This window comes from Lysinibacillus sp. NPDC093216 (assembly GCF_050280325.1).
Classification (GTDB): domain Bacteria; phylum Bacillota; class Bacilli; order Bacillales_A; family Planococcaceae; genus Lysinibacillus.
Genome location: NZ_JBNNVB010000046.1, coordinates 1 through 20,583 on the forward strand (window position 1 = coordinate 1; position 20,583 = coordinate 20,583).

A 20,583-nucleotide genomic window follows, 5' to 3' on the forward strand; every position below is an offset into this window, starting at 1 on the left:
CGTCGCTACCATTATACCGAATTTGGGGAGGTGCCCGTTTTTTATTGTTTCAGAACCCCTGATGCTAAAGGGATTAGAATTATGAAATTAACTCAAACATATAAAAATTGAATTAAATTATTTCGGTAAAATGCCTTGATTGTTCATCTAATGCCTCCGCTGCAGATGCAATTTCGGCAAAATCATTCGTTGTTACATTAATTTGACCATTTGTTTTTTCAACTTTTTCAGCTATACGCGTGATACTTTCAGTGACTTGTCCAATCTCTCGCTCAATGCCCTCAACATTATCTTTTACTTCTGAAATAGATTGCTCTACCCTTTTGGAAAGCTTTCTAACCTCTTTTGCTACAACATCAAAACCTCGTCCATACTCACCGGCTCTTGCTGCTTCAATAGCTGCATTTAGTGCAAGTAAGTTTGTCTGAGAAGCAATTTCTTGAATGGTTTTCACAATCCCTTTAATAGATTCAGCTTGCTTCTGTAGCTGCGCAAGATTTCTTACATTATCAGCAGACTCTTGTGAAACCTCTTTCACTGTTTCCAGTAAATCCTTGCTATTTTGAATGCCCGCCTCCGAACGACTATGAAGCTCTTTAGACATAACCTTTAATGTATCAGCTACACTAACAATTTCATTTTGGCGTTCTGTAATATTTGTTGCAATTTTCGATACGCCAATCACCTTTTTTGAATTAATAGCAAAGACAGGCATATAAGTGGCCTCAAGCCAAATTCTATTTCCACTTGCATCCATTCTTTCGATTTTATCCTGATAGCTATTGCCAGCAGCTAAATTTCGCCAAAACTTTCCGTATTCTATACTATTCGCAAATTCCGGTAAACAAAAATCTTTATGATCTTTTCCTATCATTTCTTCAACTTTATAGCCTAATGTTTTAGCAAAAAGTTCATTTACATAGGCAACTTTATGCTCCATATCAAAACGGATAATGGCTATATTTCGTTCAATTGCCAGCACTACTTGATCATCAGTAACTTCTGTATCTATTGTCTGCATAATCTACACCTCTTTCATTGTATTAGCGAACTAAACTTTTTATGGTAATGAATCCTATAAAAAAACTTATAAAGATTATTTATTGCAGAAAAAACATGGGCGTATTACCCATGTTTTTTTAATAAATGTAATACTTCTTCCGATGTAGTAGCTACATGAACAAGTGACTTTTGCTCAGTTCGTATAAAACCTTCTTCAAGCATTTTCTGAAGTTGTTGTAAAAGCGCATCATAAAAATTATTTATATTATATAAAATTACAGGTTTTTCATGTAGTCCAATTTGTGCCCACGTAAACACTTCAAAATATTCGTCCATTGTCCCACCACCACCTGGTAAAGCTATAAAAGCATCTGCTAACTCTACCATTTTGGCTTTACGTACATGCATAGACTCAACAAAATGAATCTCTGTTAACGAGGCATGTGCTACTTCCCGCTGCTGTAAATGAGTTGGCATCACGCCAATAACATCTCCTCCAGCTTCTAATACTGCATCTGCAACTTTCCCCATTAGTCCTGTTTTCGAGCCACCATAAACGACACCATGACCATTTTGAGCTAATACAGTTCCTAACTCGGCTGCTTTCTCTGCATAAATTGGGTTTATGCCTAAGCCAGAACCGCAATACACCGCTATTCTTATAACAATCCCTCCTACTCAAAAGACGTGACACAATAGGTTACATATTGTCTCACGTCTTTTGATCATTTATTTTCTTCAATTACTTGTTTCTGCACGTCGCTGCACTTTCGGCCAGAACGCCAAAATTTATCTTCCTAATCGTTTTAGAAATATAAGCTTTAATACACCTTTTATTTACGTAAATGGCTTGTTTGTTTTAGCATATGACTGATGCGGCTCACAATTGATTCAATTGCGTCAGGATTTTTTAATAAATCATAATCATTAATATCTAAACGTAGAACTGGGCATGAATTAAAATTATTGATCCAGTTCTCATAGCGGTCATGCATTTCAATCCAATAATCATTCGGTGTTTGTTGCTCCATTGTACGTCCACGCTCTTGAATACGACCGATTACAGCATCAATTGGCCCCTCTAGATAGACAAGTAAATCTGGATGAGGGAAGTAAGGTGTCATCACCATCGCATCAAATAAATTTGTATACGTCTCGTAATCTGTTGGGCTCATTGTACCTTTGTCATAGTGCATCTTAGCAAAAATGCCTGTATCTTCGTAGATGGAGCGATCTTGAATAAACCCGCCTCCATATTCAAAGATTCGTTTCTGCTCCTTAAAACGCTCCGCTAAAAAATACACCTGTAAATGGAAGCTCCATTTTTCAAAGTCCTCATAAAATTTATCTAAATATGGGTTAGTATCCACCTTTTCAAATGAAGTACGGAAATTTAACGCCTCTGCCAACGCCTTTGTCATTGTTGACTTCCCTACTCCAACCGTACCAGCAATTGTAATGACCGTTTGTGGAGGAATACCATATTTCTCTCTCAAATTCATTGTTGCATGCTCCTTTGTTGTAACGTGTCCTTTATTGTTTGTAATACATATTTCAAATCATTTGAATTTTTTACGAAATCAAGTTGATCACCATTAAATCGAATAACAGGAATTTCGGGATGCATGTTCTCAAAATGCTCGATAAAGGAATGATAATCTGCCACTAGTTGCTCCATGTAATCTCGTGAAATCATTTTTTCAAATTCACGACCACGCATCGCAATACGTTTCATCAGCGTATCAACACTGGCATGTAAATAAACAACTACATTTGGAACAGGCATATCTTTCGTTAATATTTTATAAATTTCTTCGTATTTATCATACTCAGTTGGTAGCAATGTACGCTTGGCAAATATTAAATTTTTAAAAATGTGGTAGTCTGCTACAACAGGTTTATCATGCATTAAACGAAATCTTTTTATATCTGATAATTGTTTATAGCGATTACATAGGAAGAACATTTCCGTCTGGAAACTCCATTCCTCTATATTTTCATAAAACTTATTTAGAAAAGGGTTTTCGTCTACTATTTCTTTTAATAGATGGTAATTAAATGTTGTTGCAAGCTCTTTAGATAAAGAGGTTTTACCAACACCAATCGGACCTTCTACCGTAACAAATGGAATCGTCACCAGAAGCTCCTCCTTTATGTTCTATGGATTCTATCGTCAATTGCCCCGTTCTCGAGGTTTGTATAATTATATCAATTATGCCTCGGCATAATTGCGTCCAGAGGCTTAGGAAATAAATCAGTGCTTTTCATTGTATCATAGTGAGAAAGTGAAAAACAGAACCAAACTATTGCTCTATTAAAATAGGAGGCCAAAACCAATTCTTTGACATCCGCTGAAATAAATAAAAAAATAGACCCACTCAAAGTGGATCTATCGTTACCCTTATAATTTAACTCGCTGTAAACGCAGTGCATTTAAAACGACAGATACGGAACTAAATGCCATCGCTGCACCTGCTACCCATGGAGCTAGTAAACCGATTGCGGCAATTGGAATACCTAATGAATTGTAAGCAAATGCCCAGAATAAGTTTTGTTTAATGTTGCGCATTGTTTTACGACTCATGATGATAGCATCCGCAATACTGTTTAAATCGCCACGAATTAGCGTAATATCCGCTGCTTCCATGGCCACGTCTGTACCGGTACCAATCGCCATTCCTATATTCGCTGTCGCAAGTGCTGGTGCATCGTTAATGCCATCACCAACCATCGCTACTTTTTTACCTGTAGCTTGCAGTTTTTTCACTTCATTCGCTTTGCCTTCTGGAAGAACTTCAGCAATCACATGATTCACACCAACTTCTGCTCCAATAGCTTGTGCTGTACGTTCATTATCACCAGTCATCATAATAACGGTAATGCCCATTTCTTGTAGACGACTAACCGCTTCTTTTGAAGTATCCTTCACTGTATCAGCAACCGCTACTAGGCCAGCATACTGACCGTTAATTGCAGCTAACATGGCCGTTTTACCGTTTTCCTCTAATTGTTCCATTGTTGGTAGGATATCATCAATATGAATACCGTATTGTTGCATCAATTTACGTGTACCGATGACAACGCCTTGACCAGAGACAGTCGCTTGCACACCGTAACCTGGTATTGCTTCAAAGAATTGAACATCTCCTAGATTAATACCGCGATCAGCAATTCCTTGAACAATTGCCTCTGCTAACGGATGCTCTGATTGCTTCTCAGCCGCACCAATTAACGATAAAAAGCGTGCTTCGTCTTGATTTGCCGCTAGCACAACATCCGTTAATACGGGTTTGCCGTGTGTTACAGTACCTGTTTTATCAACAACTACTGTATCAATGCTTTGCGTTTGCTCTAAATGCTCCCCACCTTTAAATAAAATACCGAATTCCGCCGCACGACCAGAGCCCGCCATAATAGACGTTGGCGTTGCTAATCCAAGCGCGCATGGACAAGCGATAACGAGAACTGCAATTAATACTTCAAGTGCTGGCGTAAATTCACCAGGTCGTACCCAAATAATCCAAATTAAAAACGTGACAAGCGCAATGCCAACAACGATTGGTACAAAGACGCCCGAAATTTGGTCTGCTAAACGCTGGATTGGCGCTTTGGAGCCTTGTGCATCTTCTACAACTTTAATAATTTGAGCTAAGGCTGTATCGCGACCGACTTTAGTCGCTGTCATTTTAATAAAGCCATTTTTATTAATAGTAGAACCGAATAATAAATCACCTTGCTTTTTATCAACAGGTAAACTTTCCCCTGTTAACATCGATTCATCTACAGCTGTCGTTCCTTCTAATACCTCACCATCAACAGGAATTTTTTCACCAGGCTTCACTAAAATAATGTCACCAATGACTACTTCTTCTAACGGTACCTCTTTCTCTACACCGGCACGAACAACGATGGCCGTTTTTGCCTGAAGGCCCATTAATTTTTTGATTGCTTCAGATGAGCGACCTTTTGCTTTTGCCTCAAATAATTTACCTAATAAAATTAAAGTAATTAATACGGCACTCGTTTCAAAATATAGGTGAGGGGCATGATGTGACCCCGCAGTAATAATTGCTTGATATACGCTATAAAAATACGCCGCAGATGTTCCCATTACTACAAGTACATCCATATTGGCACTACCATTGCGTAAAGCTTTATAGGCTCCCACATAAAATTGCTTCCCAATGATAAATTGAACAGGAGTAGCCAACACCATTTGTACCCACGGATTCATTAAAAATTCAGGGACATATAAAAATGATGTAAATGAAAAATGTCCTACCATCGTCCACAGTAATGGTAATGAAAGAATGGCCGATAAAATAAATTTTTTCTGCTGTTGTTTAATGGCCTGTTCACGATGATCCGCAGTTTCTCGCTCATCTACTTTTTGATGAGCCTCATATCCTAATTTCTCAACTTTTGCAATGATATCTGCAATCGCCACCTCAGATGGATTAAATTCAATAGTAGCTTTTTCGAGTGCTAAGTTAACGTTCGCAGAGGATACACCTGCTAGTTTATTTAAACCCTTCTCTATACGTGTAGCACAGGCTGCACATGTCATGCCTGTAATGTTGAATTCCGCTTTTTGTTTCACGATACCATAACCAAGTGCTTCAATTTTCTTTTCAAAATCTTCTTCATTTAATTTTGTCGAATCATATTTAATGGATGATTTTTCAAGAGCTAAATTAACTGTCGCTTGTTCTACACCATCCATTTTATTTAAACCTTTTTCTATACGAGTAGCACAGGCTGCACATGTCATACCTGTAATTTGCAAATTCGCTTCTTTTATTTCCGAACTCATGATCATTTCTCCTCTCTATATACCAACCAGGGGTATATAAAACTGAAAATAAGAGAGTGCTACAAGAGCACCCTACTTATATTATTTAACGTCATAGCCTTGATCGTCGATTGCTTCTTTAATTTGGTCTAGAGATACTTGTGTTTCGTCAAATGCTACATCTACTAAACCATCAGCTAAGTTTACTTTTACTTGTTCAACGCCAGCTAATGCTCCAACACTTTTTTCCACTGAGTTTACACAATGTCCACATGACATTCCTTGTACGTTTAAAGCTACGTTTTGCATAAAATATCTCTCCTTTAATTTAGATACTATATAGGGGTATATATTTATTAAAAAATTTTACTTCTTCATTAATTTTTGGATAGTCACTACTAATTCGTCTAACACTGCTTCATCACCTTCTGATAGGCGATCTACTACACATCCCTTTAAATGACCTTCTAATAATATCTTCGCTACGCTATTTAAAGCAGACTGCGTGGCAGACAGTTGCGTAATAATATCATCACAGTAAACGTCTTTTTCAATCATCCCTTTAATACCTCGGATTTGACCTTCAACTCGATTCAAACGAGTCGTTAAATCTTTTTTTACGCGTTCAGGGTGATGGCTTTTTCGACACGACGTAGCTTCCTCTGTATGACAAGCATCCTCTTTCACTATATCCTCCATTAAATGCACCTCCTACTTCATAATCATCATACTATACCCACGAAGGGTATGTAAAGCTAAAAATTTTTTAATTTAGTTAATGATGATGGTGGTGATGATTCGACTGCTCATTTTTTATTGTACACAAAATTGAATTATCGTGCTTGTGCGCTACTGTTTCCAATTGAATCGTTACATGCTTTATGCCCTTATGCTCAAGATTATGTTCAATTTCTCGTAATATATTCTCACTATCCGCAATTATTAGGTGATCATCAACAACTGCATGACATGAAAGTGCATTTGCTCCACTTGTTATTGTCCAAATGTGTAAATCATGAATGCTATGAACGCCGTTTGTTTGTACAATAGTTTGTATGATCTCTTGAACATCAACGTTTGAAGGTGTTCCTTCCATTAGAACATGGATAGCAGCCTTCGTTACATAGTATCCGCTTCGCAATACTAATGCGGCAACAATAACACTCGCAAGTGGATCAGCCCAACCCCAACCAAAGAACATCATTAATAGTGCGGCAACGATGGCTCCTACAGATCCAAGCATATCACTTAATACGTGTAAATAAGCTCCACGCATATTTAAATTATCTTTTGTATCACTGCCGCGCATCATAATCCAAGCTACCAAAATATTTACCAAAAGACCGATTGTACTAATAATCAACATGCCTGTTGTTGCCACTTCTGGTGGATTTGCAAAACGTTCTATTGCTTCATAGAAAATGAATAAAGCAATTAAAATTAAAGTCACACCATTTAATACTGCTGCTAAAATTTCAAATCGTTTATAACCGTATGTTTTACTATAGCTTGCTGCCTTTTCTCCAAACATAAAAGCAAGTAAGGCTATCGCTAATGAAATGGAGTCACTTAACATATGTCCTGCATCTGATAAAAGAGCCAAACTATTAGTTAAATAGCCACCAATTGCTTCAACAATCATATAACTCGTAATAATAATAAATGATAGTATTAATATCTTTTTATTTGCGCCATGTGTATGGCCATGATCATGATTATGTCCCATGTTTTATCCCTCCATTAACTCTAGTTATGTGCAGCATGCTCAATAGCTTGCTTCAATAAATTCATAATGTGATCATCATCTGTTGAATAATATAAGGTTGTGCCCTCTCTTCTATATTTCACTAACCGTAAATTTTTCAAAAAACGTAACTGATGTGAAACTGTTGATTGACCTAAATCTAAAATTTCAGCAATGTCGTTGACTGAATGTTCATCCGTACATAATAAATTTAAAATGCGAATTCTTGTCGGATCACTTAATGCTTTAAATGTTTGAGACACGACGAATAGCGTTTCTTCATCTAAATGTTGCTCTTTGTTAATCTGAACCTCTGTATTTTGTAATTTTTCATCCATTTAGTTTACCCCTAACCTTTTTATATTTATATATGAGCATGTATTCATATATAAATATAAATGGTTGTATTGGAAATGTCAACGTTTTAACTTCTTACTACTTAATCCGGCCAATTATGCCGAGACATATTTGATAGTAGCAATTGTCAATTAAGCAAGATACACTAAGTGATAAGGAGAGATCATAGTGGATATTTTTGAAACAGACCGATTGTTTATGAACAGTGCACTGGAAGAAGCTAAGAAAGCAGCTTTACTTGGAGAAGTGCCAATAGGAGCTGTGCTTGTATACGATGGAGAGATTATTGCACGGGCTCATAATTTACGAGAAACAACACAAAATGCAACGACGCACGCTGAATTAATGGTTATTCAAGAGGCTTGTAAAAAAATAGGTAGCTGGCGCCTTGAAAAAACAACACTCTATGTGACACTTGAACCTTGCCCTATGTGTGCAGGTGCAATTTTGCAATCTCGTGTGCCACGTGTCGTATATGGTGCAAGAGATATAAAAGCAGGTTGTGTAGATTCACTCTATCGGTTATTAAACGATGCGCGCTTTAACCATGAATGTGAAGTAGCGGAAGGAATTTTAGCTGAGGAATGTGGACAAATCTTAACCGATTTTTTCCGAGCTTTACGCGAACGGAAAAAGGCTGAGAAAAAGGCGCGACAAGCGTTAGTTGTTGAAAATGAAGAATTTTAAAAATTTCACATACAAAGAAGGTGTCTCAGATTGAGGCACCTTCTTTTCTATGATTAGGGGATAGCATATATATGAAATATGTCGTAATAGCGACAACATATTCATAACAATAATGTTTTTAAATACGCAATCTAAAGAAATGGAAAAAGCGATATAGCAAGTACATTACTGGCTAACCTAAAGAAAAATTTCAATACAGATAAACCATTGACATGCATAAACTGAAAAGGGAAAATATAACTAGTAATAATTTAATTTAAAAGGGAATTAACAGGGAGGTAATGTTTTAATGCCTATTTTTGATAGAGTGAAGTTCGATGGTTTACGCTCACGCGATTGGTTAATCTACAAGCATCCGAATGAAAAGCTAGTGTTAGGTACTACACTTATCGTCAACGAAGGTCAAGTAGCCATTTTTGTAAAGGGTGGGCAAATATGTGATGTATTTAATTCAGGCACACATGTTTTATCAACCAATAACTTACCATTACTTCATCATGTTGTGAATTTTGCTTATGGAGGGGATACACCTTTTTCAGCAGAAATCTACTTTATAAATCTAACGGTAAAATTAGATTTATATTGGGGAACCTCTGATCCTATTCAACTAATTGACCCGAAATACTTTGTAAAATTACGTATACGAGCATTTGGACAATTGGCTCTTCGCCTTGATGACTATTTATTATTCTTTACAGAAGTTATAGGCTCTATGAATAAAGATGATATTGTTAGTTTCGAAAAAGTACAAGATTACTTTAAAGGTTCTCTTATTACATCCATAAAAACTGAACTTGCAAATAAAATTATTAATGAGAAAATCTCTGCACTAGAAATAACAACAGAGCTTCATAATATTTCAAATAGTTTAAAAGAAAAAATATCTGAAGAATTCAATGCGTATGGTTTTATAATGGCCCATTTCCATATTCAATCAATTAATTTCCCAGAGGAAGATTTCGATAAAATAAATGAAATTTTACAAGATAAAGCTAAGTTCGAAATTATGGGTGACAATCGTTATGTAACACAACGTAGCTTTGATATATATGAATCTGCTGCATCAAATGAGAATGGAGTAGCTGGATTATTTGCTACAAGTGGAGTTGGATTAGGCGTAGGGCAAGGTATGGTGACTATGATGAATCAACAAGTACAACAGCCTAACAATAATGTTACACATAAAATATGTCCTTCTTGCCACGGTAACATTTTGTCTACTAGTAAGTTTTGCAATTTATGCGGTGAAAATTTAACGCTAAAGGTCATTACATGTCATTCTTGTCAGAGTGAAAACGAAGAATCATCAAAATTCTGTTCTTCTTGTGGAACTAGTTTACACAAGCCTGTTTGTTCATGTGGACAAGAACTAGACGTTACTTCGAAATTTTGTAATAACTGCGGTGCTCCAGTCGAATCAATTCAATAGATAATCATAACAGTGTAATTAAAAACAATACATCGGAAAATGTAAATTAAACAAATACCATTAATCAGGAGATATCGACATGAAAAATATCGAATGTCCACAATGTGGTGCAGCAGCTGATGTCACATTAGCTCAATGTAAATATTGTGGTGAAAAATTCAATTTCCAAAAAGAACAGCAAACTGTGCAACAACCAGTCTATCAACAGCAATCACAGCCTGTATATCAAACACAGCCTCAATATTCAGCTCCTATGTATGATGGCATCGACCCTTCTTGGCCAATAAAAAATAAAACGGTCGCAGGGGTACTTGCTATCTTTTTAGGTGGAATCGGAATCCATAAATTTTATTTAGGGAAAATTGGACAAGGTATATTGTACCTCATCTTCTTCTGGACATATATTCCAGCCTTTATAGGTTTTATAGAGGGCGTTATTTACTTACTTTCTAATGAACATAATTTCTCTGTGAAACATCGAGTTCGACCTCGCTAACCTACTTTTAAAAAAGAAAAACTACTGTTGAGATGAAATTTTTCAACAGTAGTTTTTCTTTTATTTATCGACTCAATTTACTTTGGCGCGATTACTTCTTTTCCGCCCATATATGGTCTTAATACCTCAGGAATCACTACGCTTCCGTCGGCTTGAGTCTGCCGCTTCGCTTTCGACTCAGTTTATTTCGGCGCAATTACTTCTTTTCCGCCCATATACGGTCTTAATACTTCTGGAATCACTACGCTTCCATCTTGTTGCTGATAGTTTTCTAGGATTGCTGCTACTGTACGACCGATTGCGAGACCTGAACCGTTTAATGTGTGTACATACTCCGGTTTTGCATTTGGTTCACGACGGAAGCGAATATTTGCTCGGCGTGCTTGGAAATCTTCAAAGTTAGAGCATGAAGAGATTTCGCGGTACATATTTTGAGCTGGAATCCAAACCTCTAAGTCGTACTTTTTCGCTGCAGTAAAACCTAAATCAGCTGTACACATTTTTAGTTTGCGGTATGGTAATCCTAATAATTGCAGTACTTTTTCTGCATGACCTGTTAAAAGTTCTAGCTGTTCATAAGATTCTTCTGGTTTTACAAAGCGTACTAATTCTACTTTGTTGAATTGGTGTTGGCGAATTAAACCACGTGTATCGCGACCTGCAGAACCTGCTTCTGAACGGAAGCATGCACTATATGCCGCAAAGCCATGTGGTAATGCTTCAGCTGTTAAAATTTCATCACGATAGAAGTTTGTCACAGGTACTTCTGCTGTTGGAATCATGAAATAATCTGTGTCATCTAATTTAAAGACATCTTCTTCAAATTTAGGTAGTTGTCCTGTACCTGTTAAGCTATCACGATTGACAATTACAGGTGGTAGCATTTCTTCATAACCATGCTCTTCCGCATGTAAGTCCATCATAAACGTCATTAATGCACGTTCTAAACGAGCACCAAGGCCACGATAGAATAAGAAACGACTACCAGTCACTTTTGCACCACGTTCAAAGTCTACAATTTTTAAATCTGTAGCGATATCCCAGTGTGCTTTAATGTCGAAATCAAATGTTGGAATCTCACCCCAAGTATATTCCTCTACATTATCGTCCTCTGTTGTGCCAACTGGTACAGATGCATGTGGAATGTTTGGTAAACGCATCATCATATCTTTAAAGCGTTCTTCTACATCATTTAATTGGACATCTAGCTCTTTAATTTCATCGCCAACTTGACGCATACGTGCAATCACTTCATCCGCATTTTCTTTATTACGCTTCATGATAGAAATTTGCTCAGATACTTTATTACGTTCAGCTTTAAGTTCTTCTGTTTTTGCAATTAATTCACGACGCTTTGCATCTAATTGTTCAAAGTCATCTAAGTTTCCTAAATCCTCATTACGTGTTAATAGCATTTCTTTAATTTCCGCGAAATTGTCGCGCACGCGTTTAATATCTAACATCGTCATACCTCCAGTAGATTCTTAATGATGGGAAAATATTTAGTAGAAAACACAAAAAAGCCCTCATCCCCAAAAAGGGACGAGAGCTACCCGCGTTGCCACCCTAATTGATTAGACACTTTGTACTTAGTCTAATCCACTTATCTCATAACGGCATTTCAGCCGGCGACAGCCTACTTCATTAACTTCGACTGCGCAACTCCAGGACGGATTCACAAGTGCCTTTATCAGCTTCCACCACCCGCTGACTCTCTAAAAAAAACGTGCTTGCTACTACTTCCCATCATCGTGTTCAGTTATTTAAATTTTATCCATACTGTACTATATGAAGTGAAATTTTGCAAGTCATACCATAGAAGATACAAAATATTCAAGAATTCGTGCATCTGATGTTAATTCAGGATGGAAGGAACATCCTAATAAATGATCGTCTTTCGCTAACACGATTTTCCCGTCATGCTCTGCTAATATTTCAACACCTTCACCTACGGAAACAATATGTGGCGCACGTATAAAGACAGCCGGAATGGCAGCACCTATTTCAGGTATGTCGAGCTTAACCTCAAAACTATCTACCTGGCGTCCATAAGAATTCCGTGCAACTACCACATCCATTACAGCTAAATGTGACTCATAATCTACTAATTCCTTTGCCAATAAAATCAATCCTGCACATGTTCCAAACATCGGTAAACCTTGCTTTGCAAGTGTGCGGATTGGCTCTAATAGCTCATAGCGATTCAGTAATTTCCGCATCGTTGTGCTTTCTCCACCAGGCAAGACAAGTCCATCAAGCTTCTCTAAATCAGCTCTTTGTTTTACTAAGACCGCTTCGCATCCAAGAAACTCTAACATTTGCACATGCTCTCGTACCGCTCCCTGTAATGCTAAAACACCGATTCGCTTCATCTTACCAGCCTCGCTCTTGCATACGCTCATTTTGACTAAGCTGTGCAATATCGATGCCTTTCATCGGAACACCTAGCTCTTTTGAAATTTCAGCAATTAGCTTGTAGTCCTTATAATGCGTAGTAGCCTCAACAATTGCACGAGCAAATTTCTCTGGGTTTTCTGATTTAAAAATACCAGAACCAACAAATACACCGTCAGCTCCAAGCTCCATCATTAATGCTGCATCAGCAGGTGTAGCAACTCCACCTGCTGCAAAATTCACTACTGGTAAACGGCCAAGACGCTTAATTTCTCTTAATAATTCAAAAGGAGCACCAAGCAATTTAGCTTCTGTCATTAATTCATCCTCTGTCATACCAACTACCTTACGTACTTGCGCATTCACTTTACGCATATGACGAACTGCCTCTACAATATTACCTGTCCCCGGTTCCCCTTTAGTTCGTAACATGGAAGCACCCTCACCTATGCGTCGAGCGGCTTCACCTAAATCACGACAGCCACAAACAAAGGGCACTTTGTAATCACTTTTTAATAAATGAAACTCTTCATCTGCTGGAGTTAATACTTCACTTTCATCAATATAATCGACACCCATTGCTTCTAACACTCTTGCTTCTACAATATGTCCAATACGTGCTTTAGCCATGACAGGAATGGATACTGCCCCCAATACCTCCTCGACAATACGAGGATCAGCCATACGTGCAACTCCCCCCGCCTTGCGAATGTCTGATGGTACTCGTTCTAATGCCATGACAGCTACAGCTCCTGCCGCTTCCGCAATTTTCGCTTGTTCTGCATTAATGACATCCATAATGACGCCACCCTTTTGCATTTCCGCCATCCCGCGCTTAACTAATTCTGTACCTGTTTGTTTCATGATTTCTAACCTCCACCTTTATGATGAAATTTAGTATAATTGAAATTGACCATATAAAAATATCCAGTTTATAAAATAATCGTAAGGTCAGGAGAATTAATGCACATGGACATGCTATTATTTCAACTAGAAAAAAATGGTGGGAAACCGCTCTACGATCAGCTTTATAGCGGCATTAAAGAAGCTATTATTACAAAAAAAATAGCAGTAGGAGAAAAATTACCATCAAAAAGAAAATTAGCCGATTTTTTGAATATTTCACAAACAACAATTGAAATTGCATATGCACAGCTACTTGCTGAAGGGTATATTATGTCTAAATCCCGTGTCGGTTATTTTGTAGAGGAAATTGACGAGCTTCCGTATATTCAGCAGGAAACAATAACTTCCTTAAACGAACAACCTAAGAAAAAATTGTACAAGATAGATTTTAATCCTGGTTCCATCGATATTGATGCCTTCCCTTTTCAAACATGGCGGAAATATGCGAAAGAGCTCTTTGATGATGCCTCAAAGGAATTATTATTAACAGGTGAGCCTCAGGGAGAACGATCTTTGCGAACGGAGATTGCTAATTATTTATTTCAATCACGCGGGGTTGTTTGTAGTCCCGAGCAAATTGTCATCGGTTCAGGAACAGAACAGCTTCTACCAATGATTTTGCGACTCTTTAGTGACAATACTTGTTTTGCCCTTGAAAACCCTGGATATCCAGCTGTGCATCGTATGTTTTCCCAGCATAAACGAAAAGTCTATCCAATTGCGGTCGATGATGAAGGAATTGTCATTCATGAGCTCGAAAAAACTAGCGCTGACGTTGTTTATATCACGCCATCTCACCAATTCCCTACAGGAGCAGTATTATCGGCTACAAGACGTGCACAGGCTTTAAATTGGGCCTCACAAAGCTCCTCTCGATACATTATTGAAGATGATTATGATTCTGAATTTCGTTATACTGGAAAACCAATTCCTGCACTTCATGCATTAGATCGAAATGATAAAGTAATTTATATGAGTACATTTACAAAATCATTAATGCCGTCCTTGCGCGTCGCTTATTTTGTACTTCCACCAAAATTACTTGTTGCTTATAATGATGTATTTAATTACTATTCATCAACAGTACCTCGTTTCGATCAACATATTGTAGCTAATTTTATGCGTGACGGCCATTTTGCAAAGCATTTAAATCGAATGAGAAAGATTTATCGAAAAAAACATGAAAAACTCACTTCTATTTTAGAAAACTATTCTAATCAAATTAACATCACTGGTGAGCAAGCAGGAATGCATATTTTACTCGATGTCCAACATACTTTGTCTGAAAAGCAATTACAGCAGCTTGCTTCCAATGCGGAAATCAGAATCTATCCATTATCTGATTATCGCCTGGATTACTCCGCACCCTCAAAAGCTCAATTTTTACTAGGTTTTGGAGGCATACCTGTGCATGAAATTGAACCTTCTATCGAAAAGCTAATGAACTGTTGGGATATACAGAAAAAACACCAAGCAACCTCACGTTAAAAGGTTGGTTGGTGTTTCTTTTATCTTCATTCTTATGATTCAATTAGCTGGATATTATAAAGTTCAAACCATGTATGAATTTGACCCAGATAAGCTAAAAGCTGTGGACCTGCCATTAATTGTCCATACCAAGGAACTTTGAAAGAACTGCCACCCGATTCAATTAGCTCTATTAGTTTCTGTCGTTCAAATAATTCATAAAGAATTGAATTTTTGTCCTCCATTATGTCTCTGAGCCATTTTTGAACGCCTGCTGTATAAATTGGATGATACGTTTTAGGGTACGGATTCTTTTTCCGATATAAAACTTCTTCTGGCAATAAATGTTGCATTGCTTTACGAAGTAAACCCTTCTCCATACCATCTAAATTTTTCATTTCCCAAGGAATATTCCACGTATATTCCACAAGACGATGATCTGCAAACGGCACTCGAACTTCAAGACTCGCCCCCATGCTCATACGGTCTTTTCGTTCCAGCAATGTTTGCATAAACCATACCATATTCAAATAAAACATTTCTCGTTGCCTTACTTCCTCAATACTCTCTCCTTCAAGATATGGTACTTCAGCAATTGTTTGTGAATAAGTCTGTTGTGCATATGATTCAACTTTTAATTTCTTACGCCATCGCTCTTGTAACATTGTTGATCTTTCAGACAATGAACGAATCCACGGAAAACCTGTAGTCGTTTCTGTAAACCATGGATAGCCACCGAAAATTTCATCTGCACATTCACCTGATAGCGCAACGGTAAAATCCTTTTTAATTTCTCGACAAAACCATAATAACGATGAATCTACATCTGCCATCCCTGGTGAATCTCTAACGATGACAGATTCTATTAAGAAATCGATTAATTGCTGTTGGGAAATTTCCTCTGCATGGTGTGTTGTACTAAAGGTATCTGTCATTTTTTGAATCCAATACGTATCTGTGGATGTTTGAAAAGCATGTGGGTTAAAAAAACGTTCATTATCCTCATAGTCTATAGAGTACGTATGGAGTTTGCCTTTATTTTGTTGCTGAAACATGTTTGCAGCAATGCCAGTAATAATGCTGGAATCTAATCCCCCTGAAAGAAATGTACAGATTGGTACGTCTGAAACAAGCTGTCGTTCAATAGCATCCGTTAGTAAAAAACGGACATGATCGATTGTCTCCTCTAATGACTCTTCATGATGTTTACTCTGTAACTGCCAATACTGCCAAACTCGTATACCCTCTCTAGAGAAACGCATTGCATATCCTGGACGTAGCTCATTAATATTTTGAAAAGGTGATTTTCCGGGCGTTCTGGACGGTCCTACAGCCATAATATTTGCTAGCCCTTCCATATTAACGGTTGTTTTAATCAATGGATGAGCTAATAATGCTTTCACTTCGGATGCAAAAAGTAAGCCGTCTTGTTGTTCTGTGTAAAATAAAGGCTTTACACCTAGTCGGTCTCTGCATAAAAACAGAGATTGTGATTGTTCATCCCATATACCAAAAGCGAAAATTCCATTTAAAAAATCAACACACTGCTCTTTCCATTCAATATAAGCAGTTAATAATACTTCCGTATCTGAATGTGTTGTAAAAAGATGCCCTCTCTTTTGCAGCTCTTTCCTTAATTCTTCTGTATTATAAAGCTCGCCATTATATGTAATGACATAGTTTGCACCATCGTGTACTTTTTTCATCGGTTGCTTCCCACCGATTAAATCTATGACGGCTAGCCGACGATGGCCAAATGCAATATGCTCACTACACCAAATATTTTCATCATCTGGCCCTCGTTTATTTAACGTTTGCGTCATTAACTTTAGAATTTCATTACTTGTTCTTAAATCCTTTTGAAAGCTAGCCCATCCTGTAATGCCACACATTTAGCCACATCCTTTCGCCTAATAGCGTATGCAGTAAAGCGTAAAAATGTGAAAAAGAACATGTAGATGTTTTAAAACACCTACATGTTCTTTATACATTAATTGTTAAAATAAGCCACCAACAAAGTCAGTAATACCATTCCATAAGTTCCCGAAGAAGCTACCAACACCTTGGAAGAATAATGAGATGCCACCAGCACGCTCTACAGCCTCTGTAGTGACAACATCAGCTTTAAGGTCCTTACCGTCAATAAAACCGTAATCTGTGCCTTCTGAGCGTTCAAGAACTAACTTTCCGACAACGGTACCCTTCTTAACCTCTGCTTCAAGACTCTTTTTATCTAAAACTAGTTTAGGTTTATATAAATTTTTCTCAGATGACTTGACCATAAATGAAACTGGTTCTTTAACAGCAATCGCTACTTTGTTTTCTTTACCTTTCGTAACTTTTACTGTTTCTTGATCTTTAAACTTATAGTTCGCAGGAATAATTTCTTGTTTCGAGAATTGTGAGAAACCATAGTTAAACAATTTAGCTGTTTCATCGAAGCGCGCTTTTTTTGGATCCTCTCCCACAGCCTTCATAACTACAGAAATTAAACGTGTACCATTGCGCTCTGCTGTACCTGTAAAGCAATGACCCGCAAAGTCTGTTGTACCTGTTTTTAATCCGTCAACGCCTTCATATTTGTACGCTAATTCCGGCAACATATAGTTCCAGTTTATCATGTCGATGCTATCATCTGTACCTTCACGGAACTTCTTTTCTGCAATTTTAGACGTTTTTAATACGTCTGGATGATCTTTTAGTAAATGATATGCTAATTTAGCTACAGATTTAGCAGGCATTACGTTTTCATCATTTGGTCCAGTACCAGCTGGCTGCATACCAAATAAATCTGCATTGTTAAGACCAGTAGAGTTTACGAATTTATAGCCTTTAAGACCAAGCTCTTCTGCCTTTTTATTCATTAGCTTTAGAAACTCAGTTTCAGTACCCGCAATTGTTTCTGCTATAGCGACTGTAGCAGCATTTGCAGAGTAAATTGCCATTGCCTCATATAATTCTTTAATTTTGTAAGTTCCATCTCTACGCAATGGTACGTTACTTAATGCACGGTTTTGAGACATTTTATACGTATAATCAGTTACGTGATATTCCTGATCCCACTTAACTGTACCTGCATCAATTGCATCCAATAACAGGTATTCAGTCATCATTTTTGTCATACTTGCAATACCTAGTGAAGTATCTGCATTTTGTTCATATAAAATTTTTCCTGAATCTGCGTCAATTAAAATTGCAGCATCCACATGTAGTCCTAAATCTGTTTCTGCATTTGCCTTCGCCGGAATACCTGCTAAAACACTAAATAACAAAACAGGAATTAGGAGTAAGCGAATGACAGTGTTCATTGTCTTTTTCACCTTTAAAGCCCTCCAAAAAATAATCTTGTCCTCGACATTTTATCATATATAGTAACTTCCGTGCGCACTCTATATCATAAAAAAATGCTCTCGTGTCATCTTTGTAGACGATTCGAGAGCATAAAAGTTGCTAGTAATATATTACATCGAATAGTTTGGTGATTCTTTTGTGATTTGTACATCATGTGGATGTGATTCACGTAGACCTGCACCTGTCATACGAACAAATTGAGCATTTTCACGTAAGAACTCAAGGTTAGCTGAACCGCAATAGCCCATACCTGCACGAATACCACCGATTAGTTGATAAATTGTATCTGCTAGTGGTCCTTTGTATGGAAGACGACCTTCAATACCCTCTGGTACTAATTTTTTCGCATCTTCTTGGAAGTATCGATCTTTTGAACCTTTTTCCATAGCTCCAATTGAACCCATACCACGGTATACTTTGAAGCGACGACCTTGGAAGATTTCAGTTTCACCAGGAGATTCAGAAGTACCTGCAAGAAGTGAACCAAGCATTACAACGTTACCACCTGCTGCAAGAGCTTTTACGATATCTCCAGAGTATTTAATGCCTCCATCAGCAATAATTGTTTTACCAAGCTCACGAGCTACTGTTGCACAATCGTAAACAGCTGTAATTTGTGGTACACCTACACCAGCTACGACACGAGTAGTACAAATAGATCCAGGCCCAATACCAACTTTCACTACATCTGCACCTGCCCCAAATAATGCGCGTGCACCTTCAGCTGTTGCCACGTTACCAGCGATAATTTCAAGCTCAGGATAAGCTTCACGGATAGAGCGAATTGTTTGTAATACACCCTCAGAATGACCGTGAGCTGTATCGATTACTACGATGTCTACTTGTGCTTCAACAAGCTTTTCAATACGTATCATTGTATCTTTTGAAACACCAACGGCTGCTCCTACTAATAAACGACCATGTATGTCTTTTGCAGCGTTAGGGAACTCAATTACCTTCTCAATATCCTTAATTGTAATTAGTCCAGTTAATTTACCTTCTTCATCTACAATTGGTAACTTTTCGATTTTATATTGTTGAAGAATCTTTTCAGCATCCTCTAGAGTCGTTCCAACAGGAGCTGTAATTAAATCTTCTTTTGTCATAACATCTTCAATTTTTAAAGAATAGTCAGAAATGAAACGTAAGTCGCGGTTTGTAATGATCCCTACTAGTTTTTGGTTTTCCATACTATCAACAATTGGTACACCAGAAATTCGGTATTTACCCATTAAATGCTCAGCATCGAAAACTTGGTGAGTCGGAGTTAAGAAAAATGGGTTTGTAATAACACCATTTTCAGAACGTTTTACTTTTTCTACTTGCTCAGCTTGCTCATCAATCGACATGTTCTTATGGATAATACCGATACCACCTTGACGTGCCATAGCAATTGCCATTTTAGACTCTGTAACTGTATCCATGCCTGCGCTGATCATTGGAATATTTAATTTAATCTTCGGTGTTAGTTGAACTGATAAATCAACATCTTTCGGTAATACTTCTGAATGCGCTGGTACTAATAATACATCATCAAAAGTTAAACCTTCTTTGGCAAATTTAGTTTCCCACATTTTCGTAACGTCCTCCTATAGTTAAAAGAATATTAATTGTAAGATTAACAACGTGCTAAGCTACTGTCAAGAAACTTATAAAAGAAAGACAATTCAGATTTTTCAAGGTAGTAACTCTGATAGTCTTTTCGCCCTTTTTTCACTGAGAAAAATATAGCCTTTTTTAATTTCTTCTACATTTAGAATAAATGATCGTTAAGCTCTGTCTTATTTTAGGCAAGTTTTGTTGAATTATTGATAAATTATTAAGGTTTTTTATAAAAAAACAGTCAGCACTCAGCTGACTGTTTACATTGCCTAGCGACGTCCTACTCTCACAGGGGGAAGCCCCCAACTACCATCGGCGCTAAAGAGCTTAACTTCCGTGTTCGGTATGGGAACGGG

The 20,583-nt window shown here is 37.4% G+C and carries 19 protein-coding genes, 1 rRNA gene and 1 other annotated feature; of the genes, 4 read left to right on the plus strand and 16 right to left on the minus strand.

What is annotated here, in order from left to right:
• Window positions 1-112 precede the first annotated feature (112 nt).
• The 9 genes from ACQKOG_RS26200 to ACQKOG_RS26240 all read right to left on the minus strand — a co-directional run bounded on the left by ACQKOG_RS26200 (window position 113) and on the right by ACQKOG_RS26240 (window position 7,876).
• Entirely contained in the window at window positions 113-1,021 is a 909-nt protein-coding gene (locus ACQKOG_RS26200; protein WP_415733140.1) for a methyl-accepting chemotaxis protein, read from the minus strand.
• Window positions 1,022-1,125: 104 nt separating this feature from the next.
• On the minus strand, window positions 1,126-1,653 hold the full coding sequence (locus tag ACQKOG_RS26205) for a TIGR00730 family Rossman fold protein (RefSeq protein ID WP_402874882.1): 528 nt from the start codon (window positions 1,651-1,653) through the stop codon (window positions 1,126-1,128).
• A gap of 182 nt (window positions 1,654-1,835) precedes the next feature.
• Window positions 1,836-2,504: a deoxynucleoside kinase gene (locus ACQKOG_RS26210; RefSeq protein ID WP_370083293.1), complete on the minus strand. Its 669-nt coding sequence runs from the start codon at window positions 2,502-2,504 to the stop codon at window positions 1,836-1,838.
• Window positions 2,501-3,139, minus strand: coding sequence for a deoxynucleoside kinase (locus ACQKOG_RS26215; RefSeq protein WP_427448538.1), 639 nt, complete (start codon window positions 3,137-3,139; stop codon window positions 2,501-2,503). Before ACQKOG_RS26215 ends, ACQKOG_RS26210 begins: the two co-directional genes overlap by 4 nt.
• 264 nt (window positions 3,140-3,403) lie before the next feature.
• Window positions 3,404-5,815 (minus strand): heavy metal translocating P-type ATPase, encoded by a 2,412-nt coding sequence (locus ACQKOG_RS26220; protein ID WP_427448540.1) that lies wholly within the window; start codon window positions 5,813-5,815, stop codon window positions 3,404-3,406.
• Between the two features lie 81 nt (window positions 5,816-5,896).
• Window positions 5,897-6,103: a copper chaperone CopZ gene (gene copZ, locus ACQKOG_RS26225; protein ID WP_402874873.1), complete on the minus strand. Its 207-nt coding sequence runs from the start codon at window positions 6,101-6,103 to the stop codon at window positions 5,897-5,899.
• 57 nt (window positions 6,104-6,160) lie between these two features.
• Entirely contained in the window at window positions 6,161-6,493 is a 333-nt protein-coding gene (locus tag ACQKOG_RS26230) for a metal-sensitive transcriptional regulator (protein WP_370083285.1), read from the minus strand.
• A 76-nt stretch (window positions 6,494-6,569) separates the two neighbouring features.
• On the minus strand, window positions 6,570-7,520 hold the full coding sequence (locus ACQKOG_RS26235; RefSeq protein ID WP_370083283.1) for a cation diffusion facilitator family transporter: 951 nt from the start codon (window positions 7,518-7,520) through the stop codon (window positions 6,570-6,572).
• Between the two features lie 20 nt (window positions 7,521-7,540).
• Window positions 7,541-7,876, minus strand: a complete 336-nt coding sequence (locus ACQKOG_RS26240) for an ArsR/SmtB family transcription factor (protein ID WP_370083281.1) — start codon at window positions 7,874-7,876, stop codon at window positions 7,541-7,543.
• 187 nt (window positions 7,877-8,063) lie between these two features.
• Here ACQKOG_RS26240 and tadA point away from each other — a divergent pair, with 187 nt between their 5' ends.
• The 3 genes from tadA to ACQKOG_RS26255 all read left to right on the plus strand — a co-directional run bounded on the left by tadA (window position 8,064) and on the right by ACQKOG_RS26255 (window position 10,507).
• Window positions 8,064-8,582, plus strand: coding sequence for a tRNA adenosine(34) deaminase TadA (tadA, locus tag ACQKOG_RS26245; RefSeq protein ID WP_402874871.1), 519 nt, complete (start codon window positions 8,064-8,066; stop codon window positions 8,580-8,582).
• Between the two features lie 289 nt (window positions 8,583-8,871).
• Window positions 8,872-10,011 (plus strand): SPFH domain-containing protein, encoded by a 1,140-nt coding sequence (locus ACQKOG_RS26250; RefSeq protein WP_402874868.1) that lies wholly within the window; start codon window positions 8,872-8,874, stop codon window positions 10,009-10,011.
• Between the two features lie 253 nt (window positions 10,012-10,264).
• Window positions 10,265-10,507, plus strand: coding sequence for a TM2 domain-containing protein (locus tag ACQKOG_RS26255; RefSeq protein ID WP_236690751.1), 243 nt, complete (start codon window positions 10,265-10,267; stop codon window positions 10,505-10,507).
• A gap of 182 nt (window positions 10,508-10,689) precedes the next feature.
• Here ACQKOG_RS26255 and serS read toward each other — a convergent pair whose 3' ends face one another.
• The 3 genes from serS to pdxS form a co-directional block, all read right to left on the minus strand.
• On the minus strand, window positions 10,690-11,970 hold the full coding sequence (serS, locus tag ACQKOG_RS26260; protein ID WP_415733136.1) for a serine--tRNA ligase: 1,281 nt from the start codon (window positions 11,968-11,970) through the stop codon (window positions 10,690-10,692).
• Between the two features lie 72 nt (window positions 11,971-12,042).
• Window positions 12,043-12,266: a binding site (T-box leader), on the minus strand.
• A gap of 49 nt (window positions 12,267-12,315) precedes the next feature.
• A complete protein-coding gene (pdxT, locus tag ACQKOG_RS26265; protein ID WP_370083275.1) occupies window positions 12,316-12,879 on the minus strand; it encodes a pyridoxal 5'-phosphate synthase glutaminase subunit PdxT in 564 nt (187 codons plus the stop codon).
• Between the two features lies 1 nt (window position 12,880).
• Window positions 12,881-13,765: a pyridoxal 5'-phosphate synthase lyase subunit PdxS gene (pdxS, locus tag ACQKOG_RS26270; protein ID WP_370083273.1), complete on the minus strand. Its 885-nt coding sequence runs from the start codon at window positions 13,763-13,765 to the stop codon at window positions 12,881-12,883.
• Window positions 13,766-13,870: 105 nt separating this feature from the next.
• On the opposite strand from pdxS, the gene ACQKOG_RS26275 reads away from it, so the two are divergent.
• Window positions 13,871-15,295, plus strand: coding sequence for a PLP-dependent aminotransferase family protein (locus tag ACQKOG_RS26275; protein WP_370083271.1), 1,425 nt, complete (start codon window positions 13,871-13,873; stop codon window positions 15,293-15,295).
• A gap of 32 nt (window positions 15,296-15,327) precedes the next feature.
• On the opposite strand, the gene asnB is transcribed toward ACQKOG_RS26275, so the two are convergent.
• From asnB to rrf, 4 genes are all read right to left on the minus strand, one after another.
• Window positions 15,328-17,166, minus strand: a complete 1,839-nt coding sequence (gene asnB, locus ACQKOG_RS26280) for an asparagine synthase (glutamine-hydrolyzing) (protein ID WP_370083269.1) — start codon at window positions 17,164-17,166, stop codon at window positions 15,328-15,330.
• A 105-nt stretch (window positions 17,167-17,271) separates the two neighbouring features.
• On the minus strand, window positions 17,272-18,594 hold the full coding sequence (locus tag ACQKOG_RS26285) for a D-alanyl-D-alanine carboxypeptidase family protein (RefSeq protein ID WP_427448546.1): 1,323 nt from the start codon (window positions 18,592-18,594) through the stop codon (window positions 17,272-17,274).
• 141 nt (window positions 18,595-18,735) lie between these two features.
• Window positions 18,736-20,199: an IMP dehydrogenase gene (gene guaB / locus ACQKOG_RS26290; RefSeq protein WP_370083265.1), complete on the minus strand. Its 1,464-nt coding sequence runs from the start codon at window positions 20,197-20,199 to the stop codon at window positions 18,736-18,738.
• 295 nt (window positions 20,200-20,494) lie between these two features.
• A 5S ribosomal RNA gene (gene rrf, locus ACQKOG_RS26295) occupies window positions 20,495-20,583 on the minus strand; the annotation flags it as partial.

What these genes read in the sequence shown, in the direction of transcription:
- ACQKOG_RS26200 (WP_415733140.1), bottom strand. Translation starts at nt 1,021, where the DNA reads ATGCAGACAATAGATACAGAAGTTACTGATGATCAAGTAGTGCTGGCA.
- ACQKOG_RS26210 (WP_370083293.1), bottom strand. Translation starts at nt 2,504, where the DNA reads ATGAATTTGAGAGAGAAATATGGTATTCCTCCACAAACGGTCATTACA.
- ACQKOG_RS26220 (WP_427448540.1), bottom strand. Translation starts at nt 5,815, where the DNA reads ATGAGTTCGGAAATAAAAGAAGCGAATTTGCAAATTACAGGTATGACA.
- copZ (WP_402874873.1), bottom strand. Translation starts at nt 6,103, where the DNA reads ATGCAAAACGTAGCTTTAAACGTACAAGGAATGTCATGTGGACATTGT.
- ACQKOG_RS26230 (WP_370083285.1), bottom strand. Translation starts at nt 6,493, where the DNA reads ATGGAGGATATAGTGAAAGAGGATGCTTGTCATACAGAGGAAGCTACG.
- ACQKOG_RS26235 (WP_370083283.1), bottom strand. Translation starts at nt 7,520, where the DNA reads ATGGGACATAATCATGATCATGGCCATACACATGGCGCAAATAAAAAG.
- ACQKOG_RS26240 (WP_370083281.1), bottom strand. Translation starts at nt 7,876, where the DNA reads ATGGATGAAAAATTACAAAATACAGAGGTTCAGATTAACAAAGAGCAA.
- ACQKOG_RS26250 (WP_402874868.1), top strand. Translation starts at nt 8,872, where the DNA reads ATGCCTATTTTTGATAGAGTGAAGTTCGATGGTTTACGCTCACGCGAT.
- ACQKOG_RS26255 (WP_236690751.1), top strand. Translation starts at nt 10,265, where the DNA reads ATGTATGATGGCATCGACCCTTCTTGGCCAATAAAAAATAAAACGGTC.
- serS (WP_415733136.1), bottom strand. Translation starts at nt 11,970, where the DNA reads ATGTTAGATATTAAACGCGTGCGCGACAATTTCGCGGAAATTAAAGAA.
- pdxT (WP_370083275.1), bottom strand. Translation starts at nt 12,879, where the DNA reads ATGAAGCGAATCGGTGTTTTAGCATTACAGGGAGCGGTACGAGAGCAT.
- pdxS (WP_370083273.1), bottom strand. Translation starts at nt 13,765, where the DNA reads ATGAAACAAACAGGTACAGAATTAGTTAAGCGCGGGATGGCGGAAATG.
- ACQKOG_RS26275 (WP_370083271.1), top strand. Translation starts at nt 13,871, where the DNA reads ATGGACATGCTATTATTTCAACTAGAAAAAAATGGTGGGAAACCGCTC.
- asnB (WP_370083269.1), bottom strand. Translation starts at nt 17,166, where the DNA reads ATGTGTGGCATTACAGGATGGGCTAGCTTTCAAAAGGATTTAAGAACA.
- guaB (WP_370083265.1), bottom strand. Translation starts at nt 20,199, where the DNA reads ATGTGGGAAACTAAATTTGCCAAAGAAGGTTTAACTTTTGATGATGTA.